The 10,860-nt window shown below is 42.8% G+C and carries 11 protein-coding genes and 1 pseudogene; 7 read left to right on the top strand and 5 right to left on the bottom strand.

The window, feature by feature from the left end; genetic code table 11:
• The 3 genes and pseudogenes from ACYVTD_RS06885 to ACYVTD_RS06875 form a co-directional block, all read right to left on the bottom strand.
• A pseudogene (locus ACYVTD_RS06885) lies at positions 1–310 on the bottom strand (phosphate ABC transporter permease PstA); the annotation flags it as partial.
• Positions 307–1,497 (bottom strand): phosphate ABC transporter permease subunit PstC, encoded by a 1,191-nt coding sequence (gene pstC / locus ACYVTD_RS06880; RefSeq protein ID WP_461247038.1) that lies wholly within the window; start codon positions 1,495–1,497, stop codon positions 307–309. The gene pstC and the pseudogene ACYVTD_RS06885, both read right to left, overlap by 4 nt.
• A gap of 23 nt (positions 1,498–1,520) precedes the next feature.
• A complete protein-coding gene (locus ACYVTD_RS06875; RefSeq protein ID WP_461247037.1) occupies positions 1,521–2,327 on the bottom strand; it encodes a phosphate ABC transporter substrate-binding protein in 807 nt (268 codons plus the stop codon).
• A 127-nt stretch (positions 2,328–2,454) separates the two neighbouring features.
• On the opposite strand from ACYVTD_RS06875, the gene ACYVTD_RS06870 reads away from it, so the two are divergent.
• Positions 2,455–2,640: a hypothetical protein gene (locus ACYVTD_RS06870; RefSeq protein ID WP_461247036.1), complete on the top strand. Its 186-nt coding sequence runs from the start codon at positions 2,455–2,457 to the stop codon at positions 2,638–2,640.
• A 97-nt stretch (positions 2,641–2,737) separates the two neighbouring features.
• On the opposite strand, the gene ACYVTD_RS06865 is transcribed toward ACYVTD_RS06870, so the two are convergent.
• Positions 2,738–3,340 carry a hypothetical protein gene (locus ACYVTD_RS06865; protein WP_461247035.1) on the bottom strand — a complete coding sequence of 201 codons (603 nt, stop codon included), beginning with the start codon at positions 3,338–3,340 and terminating at the stop codon, positions 2,738–2,740.
• Between the two features lie 11 nt (positions 3,341–3,351).
• Here ACYVTD_RS06865 and ACYVTD_RS06860 point away from each other — a divergent pair, with 11 nt between their 5' ends.
• From ACYVTD_RS06860 to ACYVTD_RS06835, 6 genes are all read left to right on the top strand, one after another.
• Entirely contained in the window at positions 3,352–4,812 is a 1,461-nt protein-coding gene (locus tag ACYVTD_RS06860; protein WP_461247034.1) for an FAD-dependent oxidoreductase, read from the top strand.
• Complete coding sequence (locus ACYVTD_RS06855; protein ID WP_461247033.1) at positions 4,809–6,068, top strand: NAD(P)/FAD-dependent oxidoreductase; 1,260 nt, start codon at positions 4,809–4,811, stop codon at positions 6,066–6,068. The genes ACYVTD_RS06860 and ACYVTD_RS06855 overlap by 4 nt, the downstream gene beginning before the upstream one ends.
• Before the next feature lie 6 nt (positions 6,069–6,074).
• A complete protein-coding gene (locus ACYVTD_RS06850; RefSeq protein WP_461247032.1) occupies positions 6,075–6,440 on the top strand; it encodes a DUF1667 domain-containing protein in 366 nt (121 codons plus the stop codon).
• A complete protein-coding gene (locus ACYVTD_RS06845; RefSeq protein WP_461247031.1) occupies positions 6,440–6,892 on the top strand; it encodes a hypothetical protein in 453 nt (150 codons plus the stop codon). The genes ACYVTD_RS06850 and ACYVTD_RS06845 overlap by 1 nt, the downstream gene beginning before the upstream one ends.
• Complete coding sequence (locus ACYVTD_RS06840) at positions 6,889–7,206, top strand: hypothetical protein (RefSeq protein ID WP_461247030.1); 318 nt, start codon at positions 6,889–6,891, stop codon at positions 7,204–7,206. The genes ACYVTD_RS06845 and ACYVTD_RS06840 overlap by 4 nt, the downstream gene beginning before the upstream one ends.
• A 101-nt stretch (positions 7,207–7,307) precedes the next feature.
• A complete protein-coding gene (locus ACYVTD_RS06835; protein WP_461247029.1) occupies positions 7,308–10,412 on the top strand; it encodes a response regulator in 3,105 nt (1,034 codons plus the stop codon).
• Here ACYVTD_RS06835 and ACYVTD_RS06830 read toward each other — a convergent pair.
• Positions 10,409–10,860: cobalamin-dependent protein (locus tag ACYVTD_RS06830; RefSeq protein ID WP_461247028.1), on the bottom strand; the 452-nt coding region annotated here is incomplete at its 5' end. The two genes, ACYVTD_RS06835 and ACYVTD_RS06830, sit on opposite strands and share 4 nt — an antisense overlap.

The following is a 10,860-nucleotide window of genomic DNA, read 5'->3' as shown; positions in this document are numbered from 1 at the left end:
TTTCTATTGCAAGACGAAGAATTCTTATTAACGAAGAATTGCCAGAGTATTCGTTTAAGAAAATAGCGGTGGCTATTCCGACGGGCAGAGCGACCAGAATAGAAACAAGAACCACATAGAGGGTGGTAACAATCATCGGGAGAATTCCGTGTTCAATGTCAACAATAAACGAAAAATTAAGGAAGCCCGCTTGCGATTTAAAAATATAAATAATGATAAATAAAAGAGCAAGAATAACGCAAGCCAAAGCCGCCGCCATAACCGTGTACATTATGTTGTCAAGGATTTTTCGCTTGGTGTTTTTTTTCATAAATCCTGCTCCATTTTTCTACGATACCATAAAATCAAACTGTTCAGAATCAGTATGATAGAAAACAATGTAACGCCGATTGAAAACAGCATTTCGCTGTGCCTGCCCGACGCGTAACCCATCTCCATGGCGATTGTAGACGTTAATGTTCTAATACTCGCAAGCGGATTAATTGTAAGCTGTGGCGAATTTCCCGCCACAAGGATAACCGCCATAGTTTCGCCAACCGCGCGCGAAATGCCAAGGATAACTCCTGCAATTACTCCCGAATTTGCGTGGGGCAGAACAACTCTCCAAGCCGTCTGCATTTTACTTGCTCCTAGCGAAAGACTTGCTTCCCTTACGGAGAGCGGAACGGCACGAAGGGAAGTTTCAGCTATCGTAATAATTGTTGGCAGTATCATTAACGCAAGCACAATTATTGCGGAAAGGAGAGTGTTGCCGGACGGCACTTTGAAAGCCTCGCGCACAAAGGGAACTATTACCATAAGACCAAAAAATCCGTACACTACGGAAGGAATGCCCGCAAGCAGTTCAACTCCGGCGCGGACAACGGAAGCAAACTTTGGCTTTAGAAACTCCGCCATAAAAAGAGCACATAACAAAGCGATTGGCACTCCGAGTAAAATAGCGCCGAAACTTGCCAGCAAGGTTCCGGCAATCATTGGGAAAATGCCGAAAATTTTGTCTCTGGTTGGATGCCATTCAAGACCGCCAAGGAAACTGAAAACGTTGTACGGAGGTTCAGGTAAAATTACATGAACTTTTTTTCCTAATGCTTTAATAACCGCAGACCAGCTTGCAGTATACACATAACTTTCCGGGTATGTAATATCAACATTGCCGTTATATGTAAATGAAAGTTTTTTTTCAGGATCTTTTTCTTTATTATTTACCGATATTTCTAGAAATTCTTCCTTTTCTCCGTTAAGAAAACGAATCGAGATTTTTTCCGTATTTTTTGGAATATCAATAAAAGTATTATGATCAATATATGTAACGCCGTTAACTGAAAATTCATCAATCCGTTGCACTACAAGACGAATCCCTTTTGCGGTTGATGAAAAGAAGGGCATACCGCCCTGTACAAAAACAAACAGCAGTATGGCTCCCAATGCCAGTACGGAAAAGAGAGCCACAATGCTGAACAGATGTTTAAAAAAAACATCTGTAAATTTTCGATTCATGCAAATCATGCAGAATAACCCGCTTAATTTACGGGAATCCAACTCTTGCTAACTACTTTTTGTCCATCAGCGCCAAGTATCCATTGAATAAAAGCGGTGCTTTCGGCATGGACATTTTTTCCCGTAAGGACGATAAACGGACGCGCGATTTTGTAAGTGCCGTTGACAACATTCACAGAAGTTGCGGCTACTCCGCTGACAGAAACAGCTTTTATTGAATCGTTAAGCGAACCAAGCGAGATATAGCCGATAGCGTCGGGATTCTGCGCTACGTTGGCGAGAATCGCTCCTGTGCTTGTTAGCTGATTTGCCTTGGCAAGAAGTTTGCCCTGAAACCCGGCAAGCTCCTCAAAAGCGCCTCTTGTTCCAGAGCCTTCTTCACGACTGACAACCGCGATTGGGGCGTTTTTGCCGCCGACCTGTCTCCAGTTGGTAACAGCGCCCGTGTAAATATTCCTTATTTGTTCGATAGTAAGGTTAGCCACGGCATTTTTTTTGTTCACGATAACGGCGATACCGTCAATGGCGATGATTGTTTCTTTTAATCCCTTGCCCTGTTCGGCGGGGGTAAGCTCTCGGCTTGACATACCAATCTGATAAAGCACTCCAGTGTTATTGATACCGTCGCCGGAACCAGTTCCGTTAATGTTTACTTTGATGTTTGGTTTGGACTTTGAATATTCTGTAGCCAACAATTCCATCAATGGGGTTACGGAAGTTGATCCGCCAACTTCGATGGTGTAGGCAGACGCTGTTCTGCTGTTTCCTTGTGCAAACACGCTTGTTAAAGCCAACAATGTCATTAAAACCGCAATTACTTTAGTTTTCATATTTTACTCCTTAATAAAAAGATTAACTTAAAGCTATTTTTAACGTGTTAATGGTTGGTGAGTGAATTGTTAAAATTTGGTTAAACTGCGGAGGAAAGATACTGTTTTTTACCATAAAACAGGAATTATGGAAGAATTTACCAAGAACAAGAGCGAAGAGATATACCACGAACCTCACGAACGAGGAGCGAACCTAGATGGCAAAGAGATTTACTACAAATATGTGTGTAGTAGAAAGATAAAGGGATCAGGGGTTGTTCTCCAAAGGCTTGGCTTTGGACTATACGATAAGATAACGGACAAGAACCCCTAAATCTTCTGCTCTCTCTTACGCATTTATTGGTAGAAAGCTAAAATCCCTCTGTTCGCTCTTTGGTTCGTGTGGTTCGTGGTTAAAAAATTCTTCCCCATCATTCGCAAATAATCATATTCTTCCTAATCTTAACTCTTGCCGCCTCAGGCTCCGTATCAAAATCAACGTATGCCAACCTAGCCTGCGGGTCGATCTTTGCAAGAGCGTCCGCCGCAGCGTTAACACCAATCAGGTATTGGTCAACAGGGCGAAAGGCGCGACATGGCGGGCATTGACACCAAACATTTTCACAGCCTTCATCGGGCAGAAGATGAAAAATGCGATCTGGTGATGTTTTATGCATGGCGCGGGAAAAAAGTTTTTTTGCGCGTCTTGTGATTATTGCCGTCGTTTTTGGGTTGGTCGGGCAAAAATGGTTATTCATTCTTCTTTTACCCTGTTCCATGCGAAACAGTCCCTTGTTAAATAAAAATAAACTTCGCGGTAATAATAAGGAAAGATCATGCCCGCCGGCTTCGATATAAAAAGCAAAATGTTTTGCAAGTCTTATGTATTTGGCGCTCCCGCCCCTGAAAATTTTGTCGTCAAGCGGAAAAACAAGAGTGTTGTAGCCGTTATCAATTGCCCATCTGATAAGTTTTGCCCGTTTGCTTGCGCCGGTTTTTCTGTCGATGAACAGCCTTTTTCTGACCTGTTTCATGATTTTATTATATGGCATTATTTGCGGTTAGGCTATATGATTATAGTATGGACTTTGATGTCGCCGTTATAGGCTGCGGAGTTTCCGGCGCGAATATCGCCCGCAGGCTGTCAGCTTACAATATTAAAACCGCTATTTTAGAAAAAGCCGCCGATGTTTCCTTTGGAACTTCTAAAGCAAATTCGGGGATTATTCACGGCGGTTTTCACCATAACAAAAAGCACCTTAAAGCCCGACTGGAAATTCAGGGCAGTTTGATGTTCGACCAATTAAGGCGAGAGTTAAATTTTCCTTTCCGCCGATGCGGGATAATTGTCGCCGCCTTGCACGAGGAAGAAATGAAGGTTATCGAACACCTTTATTTGCAAGGGGTGGAAAACGAAGTAATAGGGATAGAACTTTGTTCCCGTTCACGGATACTGGAACTTGAGCCGAAACTTTCAGCTGATACTGTCGGCGGTCTTTACGCTCCCGGCGGCGGGATTATCGAGCCTTACCGCTTTGTTTTTGCGCTTGTAGAATCCGCGCGCAAGAACGGGGTAGAGCTGTTTACTAATTTTCAGGTAAGCGAGGCGAACCGAAGCGGAGATTTTTGGAGTATTCGCGCGCAAGACGGAAGAGAAGTAAAAGCGCGTTATGCTATTAATGCGGCGGGGCTTTTTGCGGACGAAGTGTCTAAAGCTTTTAAGGCGGAAGATTTTAAGATTACCGCAAGAAAGGGCGAGTATTTTCTTTTGGACAGATTGACAAAGGCTTGCCCCTCCAGAGTGGTCTTTCCCGTTCCCACTACAGTTTCAAAAGGAATGTTGGTTATCCCAACAGTAGAGGGTACTGCTCTTGTAGGTCCAACAGCGGACGCAGTGGAAGATAAAAATGATTTTTCTACAACGGCAAAACATTTGGAGCAGATAATAGTTTCGGGAAAGACCATGATACCGTCTTTAAGCCATAACGATGTTATAACAAATTTTGCGGGGCTTCGTCCTTGTCTTGGAGAGGATTTTTACATCGAGGCTTCAAAAAAAGCGCCCGCCTTTGTGCAGGTAGCTGGAATTCAAAGTCCGGGGCTTACTGCGTCTCCGGCAATAGCCGAGTATGTAAAAAATATTTTGGTCGATATGGGATTACAGCTAACGGAAAAACCGCATTGGGATCCTTATGTTGAAGATCACCCGCGCGCGCGGGAACTTGGCTTTGAGGAGCTTGACAATTACATCGCCAAAGATTCCGCTTGGGGCAGTATTGTCTGCCGTTGCGAAAATGTCAGCGAAGCGGAAATTATTCAGGCTGTAAAACTTGGGCATACGACATTGGACGGAGTAAAATATTTTACGCGCGCGCAAATGGGTCGCTGTCAGGGCGGCTTTTGCACTTACAAGATAATAAAAATTATTATGAGGGAAGCAAATCTTTCTTGGGAAGAAGTTACAAAGCACGGCGGTAAAAGCCGCATATTGGATGGTGTGTTATGAAAGAACTCCAATATGACGCGGCGGTAATTGGCGGAGGAGCGGCTGGAATGGCGGCGGCTCTTGAACTGGAAGCTCAAGGTTTTTCATGCGCATTAATCGACAGGGAAGATCACCTTGGCGGTATCCTTATGCAGTGTATTCACAACGGTTTTGGCTTGCACGAATTTTATGAAGAATTGACAGGTCCCGAATTTGCGGAGAGATTTATTGAACGTGTAATAAAATCAAAGATAGCGGTTTACCTTGACACGACCGTTACGCACTTTTCGCAAGATAATTCATCGCAAGTTAAAGAACTTTACTGCGTATCTCCGGCAGGAGCGGTAAAAATTAAAACACGCGCCGTATTGCTCGCTATGGGCTGCCGTGAAAGAAACCGAGGTAATGTAAGAATTCCCGGCTCCCGTCCCGCCGGAATTTATACGGCTGGTCTTGCGCAACGCCTTGGAATCATAGAAGGCTATATTCCCGGCAGAGAAGTTGTAATTATCGGTTCGGGCGATATTGGGCTAATAATGGCAAGGCGCATGAGTTGGGTAGGTTGCAAAGTAAAAGCCGTAGTAGAAATAATGCCGTATCCAGCGGGATTGACGCGTAACATTGTTCAGTGCCTTAACGATAATAACATTCCCCTTTATTTGTCATCGCAAACCACAGGCGTTTTTGGCAATGACCGCGTAGAGGGAATAGAAGTTACCCCGATGACAAACGGCGTGCTTACACCTGAAAAAAGTTTTCGTATAGACTGCGATACAGTTTTGCTTTCAGTCGGTCTTGTTCCAGAAAACGAATTATCAAGGTCCGCCGGCGTAGAGTTAAATTCCGTTACAAACGGTCCTTTGGTAGATTCTTTTTTAATGACAAACATAGACGGAGTTTTTGCCAGCGGCAATGTGCTCCATGTCCACGACCTTGTAGATTGGGTCTGCGAAGAAAGCCGTCGAGCGGGTCTTCACGCCGCTTCTTGGCTTAGGGGAGAGCACCCCTCATTGCAAATACACACAAAAGCAGGTTCCCATGTCCGTTATGTGAACCCGTCGCGGCTTGCCCCCGACAGGGAAAATATTATTTATATGCGTTCCATGATTGTAAAAAATGACGTTGTTCTTGAGCTGCGTCTTGGCGATAAGGTGATTAAGAGCAAAAAAGAGCGTCATGTTCAGCCTTCGGAAATGATAAGTTTTAAGTTATGTCCAAAGGATTTTGAAGGGGCAGATTTTAATTCGGATTCCGTTTTGGAATTCAGTATAAATTGAGGTGTTATGCGAAACTTAACATGTATTGTCTGCCCAATGGGTTGTTCCCTTGAAGTAGACGACGGCAAAGGTTTAGATTCTCTTGCCGTAACGGGAAACAGATGTTTGCGCGGAGCGTCCTACGCAATGGAAGAGCTCCGCGCGCCAAAGCGGGTTGTTACCGCCACTTGCGCCATCAATGGGAAGATGAGCGGTTCTGTAAGACGTGTGCCGGTAAAGACCGCCACCCCCTGCCCAAAGGAAAAAATTTCCGTCCTTTTGGAGGATATTTACAAGGTGAAAATTACCCTTCCCGTAAAAGCGGGCGATGTTGTAATCGCCGATTGGAACGGCAGTAAGATAGACATAGTTGCGACAAGGACGCTTTCCTGATGTTTTTTAAAAAAGATGAAAAATCGCCGACTGCATTTTGGCGGGAATACGAAGAAAAAACTGGCGAAAAAGTGCTGGCGCGCGGGTTAGGGAAGTATGTTTGCGGTTGGGAAGAGTTTGATAAAAAGGGGTGGAATGGTCTTTGGGGGTTAATTATTAATACGTCGGGCGGTTTTAGATTTCATCATTTTCCGCAGAATAGCATATTTGACGCATTAACTCAATTTGCAGCTAATACAAAAGAACCGCCAAAAGAAAAAACTATATTTATTCCAAAGGAAAAAATAATTTCGCAAAAAATTATTAAAGAAGAAAAATGGTATAAGCGGCTGTTTTCGCGCTCAGTGCCTCAGTTGATAGTTTATTACAGAGATGAATTGTTGAATGAATCAACAGAAAAAGATAAAAAACTTGTTTTTGAAGCAGAATATACAAAGGAGGAATTATCATGAATAAAGCTCAAAGGAAAAAATTTTTTGGCGATTTAATGCGGAGGTTCACAGTTTTATTTACTTTCGTAATACTTTTGTTATCTGTCGCAGGATTAATACTTGCCCGTGTTAATATTAAAGAAAACAGTATTACAAAACTATTCGCCTATGAAAACCCGGGCTTGCCGTACAGTTATATAGCGATACTGGCAGGTATAGTTTTTATTATCACTCTGATTTCATTTCTTGGAGAAGTTATCTTTAAGAGAAATAAAAATAGATACGACGAATTGTTTAGAAAGCACAATATTTATCGTAAGAAAAAGATGACTTAAAATAATCTTAAAAATATTTTATCAGACGCTTTGTAACAGTCAAATCCTTGACATATATCAAGAATCGCAGTAATATCTGACTATGACAAAAGTAGGCGCACATGATTAAATGGTTTAACAATCTGAAAGTCAAGACAAAAATGATTATTGGTTTTGCGCTGATTATCGTAATGTTGGCTAGTATGGTTCTGTTTGCTGTTAACCAGTTGAATAAGGTTGCGGTCATATACAAAAACATAATCAAATATCCCGTTGGCATAAAAAGCGCTGTTTTAAAGACGCAGTCTGAGTATCGTAATATGCGTCGTGTTACGAACACTATGATTGCGCATGCGCCGTTTAAAAAAAGTGAAAAGATCGATGAACTATATAAGGAAGCTGTATTAGCTTATGAGTCAGCTATGACCGCTATACAAGAAAACGACAACCTTTTAAGAACAAGTTCTCTTTTAAGTGAAGATGAAAGATTCGCGCGGCTTGAACGTGTCGATCTACTAAAGAGCTATATACAACGATATAAAGATGAAGTTTGCGACCCTATAATGAACGCGGCGCGTATCGGTGATTATAATCGGTGCATACAGATAGCCGATAATTTGGAATCTTTTGTGGACGAAGCAAGACAGCTTACTATTGGAATGTATGAGTTGGCGAGTGTCATAGAGGAAAGAACAAGTCACAACGCCTCGGTTATCGCCGACCAAACCAAGATGCTGTTGATTGCTATTTTTGTTATTTCTGTCGTTATTTCAATTATATTGGCTTTGTTAATTTCATCGCTTGTTACCGCCGCTCTCAATGCCAGAGAATCGGCGCTGCTCACTGCATCGGTCATGTTTGATTCAAGCCCTTATGTCAATATACTATTTGACGATACTTTCAAAGTAATTGACTGTAATCCGGAAGCGGTTACATTCATGAGTTTTAAAAACAAGCAGGAAATGATTGATGGATTTGTTGACTTTGTATTAAAAAATATTCCGCACATATTTTCCAACGGACAACATTCTCTAAGTTTGAGCAAGCGTCTTATTACTGCCGTCGAGGAAGGCATGGTCAAATTCGAGACAGAAATGCATTTTCGCGGCGATATACGCAGATTGAGCGTTGACATTAGAAAAATACCATATAAAGACAGTTTTGTCCTTGTCGCGTATATATTTGATATGACGGAAATTTTTCATCGGGAAATGCAGTTGGCGCGCGCCAAAGAATTAAATGAACTTCAACTTGCCAAGCTAAATTTGGTTGTTCAGGCGTCTAAGATAGGTTTGTGGGATATGGAAGTGGTGCAGAACGATCCTATAAATCCGTCCAACACTTTCGTATGGTCTGACGAGTTCAGGCATATGCTTGGATATACGGACGAAAATGATTTCCCCAACTTGCTTAGCAGTTGGAGCAACCTGTTGCATCCAGAGGACAAAGAAGCGACACTTAACGCTTTTGCAAAACATATGCTCGACAAAACAGGCAAGACGCCATACGACGTAGAATACCGCCTGTTACGCAAAACAGGTGAGTACGCCTATTACCGCGCTTCTGGAGAATCCATTCGCGACAAGGACGGTAACGCCATACGCGTCGCAGGCGCGCTGATGGATATTACCGATACCAAAAATAAGATGATGATCAAGGACAAGCAAAGAGAGGAGGCGGAAGCCGCTAACCGCGCGAAAAGCACATTCCTAAGCACCATGAGCCACGAAATACGAACGCCGATGAACGCAATTATAGGAATGACAACAATAGGCAAGAACGCTAAGGATATAAACCAAAAAGATTATGCGTTAGAGAAAATCGGTGACGCGTCTTCTCACTTATTAGGTGTAATAAATGACGTGCTTGATATGGCAAAGATTGAAGCAAGCAAACTGGAACTTGCATCAGTTGAATATAATTTTGAAAAAACACTGCAAAAGACGCTGACAATCATTAATTTCCGTGTAGATGAAAAGAAACAGAAATTGACAGCTAATGTAGATAGTAACATTCCGCGTTTCCTTGTAGGGGACGACCAACGTTTGGCGCAAGTCATAACTAACCTGTTGTCCAACGCGGTAAAATTTACGCCTGAAGGCGGTAATATTCATCTTGCGGCGTCTCTGCTTAACGAGACAGATGGAAACTGTGAACTGCGCATAGAAGTTGCCGACAGCGGGATAGGTATATCTCCAGATCAACAGAAAAAATTATTTAACGCTTTTGAACAGGCTGAAAGCGGAACAAGCCGCAAATACGGTGGGACAGGATTAGGGCTTGCCATATCTAAAAGAATAGTTGAGCTTATGGACGGCAGAATTTGGGTTGAGTCGGAACTTGGAAAAGGAGCGCGATTTATTTTTACTATAAAGGCATTACGCGGCGATAAAAACTCCCATTCACTGCTTGCTTCCAGCGTGAATTGGAAAAATATCAAGATTTTAGCAGTCGATGATATATTTGAAATACGAAGTCAATTTAAAAATATATTTGAACAACTTGATGTAAAATGCGATGTGGCAAGTGATGGTTTTGAAGCTTGCCGCTTAATTGAGGAACGCGGGAAATATGACATATACTTTATTGATTGGAATATGCCGGGAATGAACGGCATAGAACTGACTAGAAAAATTAAACAAGATACAGGAAACAGACAGTCTGTGGTGATAATGATTACGGCATTGGATTGGGCTCAGATAAAAGACGAGGCGGAACGCGCTGGCGTAGATAAGTGTTTGTTAAAACCGCTGCTGTCGTCAACAATCATTGATTGTGTAAACGATTGTTTGGGTATAGAAAATGTCTCTGAAAGCCGTGCGGCGGGCGACGGGGAATTCCTTGGCAAAACACTTCTGTTTGCCGAAGATGTAGAAATTAATCGTGAAATACTTATAACATTGTTGGAGAATACAGGTCTTGTTATCGACTGCGCGGAAAACGGCAAAGAAGCTGTAGAGAAAATGGAAGCGGCTCCCGAAAAATACGACATAGTATTTATGGATATTCAAATGCCTATAATGGACGGACTTGAAGCGACGCGCCGCATACGAGAGATACCAAAGTGTGAGCGCGGGAGATTACCAATAATAGCGATGACCGCGAATGTTTTTAAAGATGATATTGAAGCGTGCCTTGCGGCAGGTATGGACGACCATATCAGCAAACCGCTTGATGTTGAAAAAGTAATTGAGAAACTGCGCCAATATACACGAAAAATAGATTAATAAAAAGCCCTGCAAACTTCCGCCGCGCTTGCGGCATCGGGCGTGTAAGCGTCCGCGCCTATCTCATCTGCAAAACTCTGCGTAACGGGAGCGCCGCCTACCATAACTTTTACCTTGTCCCTTACGCCCGCGTCTTTTAACGCGTCAATTACGTCTTTTTGAACACCCATCGTTGTTGTAAGAAGAGCGGAAAGGCAGAGAACTTTCGCCTTGGTTTCTTTTACCTTGTCCACCACTAATTGAGTGTCGCAATCTACGCCAAGGTCTTCAACTTCTATTCCCTTGCCCTCAATCATCATCTTTACAAGATTTTTTCCAATATCATGTTGGTCGCCTTTGACAGTGCAAATAATCGCCTGTCCCACAGGCTGAACTCCCGCTTTTGCAAGCGCCGGTTTTAGGGCTTCCGTGGCTTTGTTCATGATAATTCCTCCTTTGTATATTCTGC

The organism is Treponema sp. R6D11 (assembly GCF_054786075.1).
The sequence above is the reverse complement of the archived record's forward strand: the minus strand, read 5'-3'. Positions and strand labels throughout refer to the sequence as shown.

Bases quoted from the DNA above. Each gene is read 5' to 3' on its own strand.
- pstC (WP_461247038.1), bottom strand. From the start codon at position 1,497: ATGAATCGAAAATTTACAGATGTTTTTTTTAAACATCTGTTCAGCATT.
- ACYVTD_RS06835 (WP_461247029.1), top strand. From the start codon at position 7,308: ATGATTAAATGGTTTAACAATCTGAAAGTCAAGACAAAAATGATTATT.
- ACYVTD_RS06875 (WP_461247037.1), bottom strand. From the start codon at position 2,327: ATGAAAACTAAAGTAATTGCGGTTTTAATGACATTGTTGGCTTTAACA.
- ACYVTD_RS06840 (WP_461247030.1), top strand. From the start codon at position 6,889: ATGAATAAAGCTCAAAGGAAAAAATTTTTTGGCGATTTAATGCGGAGG.
- ACYVTD_RS06860 (WP_461247034.1), top strand. From the start codon at position 3,352: ATGGCATTATTTGCGGTTAGGCTATATGATTATAGTATGGACTTTGAT.
- ACYVTD_RS06870 (WP_461247036.1), top strand. From the start codon at position 2,455: ATGGAAGAATTTACCAAGAACAAGAGCGAAGAGATATACCACGAACCT.
- ACYVTD_RS06850 (WP_461247032.1), top strand. From the start codon at position 6,075: ATGCGAAACTTAACATGTATTGTCTGCCCAATGGGTTGTTCCCTTGAA.
- ACYVTD_RS06845 (WP_461247031.1), top strand. From the start codon at position 6,440: ATGTTTTTTAAAAAAGATGAAAAATCGCCGACTGCATTTTGGCGGGAA.
- ACYVTD_RS06855 (WP_461247033.1), top strand. From the start codon at position 4,809: ATGAAAGAACTCCAATATGACGCGGCGGTAATTGGCGGAGGAGCGGCT.
- ACYVTD_RS06865 (WP_461247035.1), bottom strand. From the start codon at position 3,340: ATGAAACAGGTCAGAAAAAGGCTGTTCATCGACAGAAAAACCGGCGCA.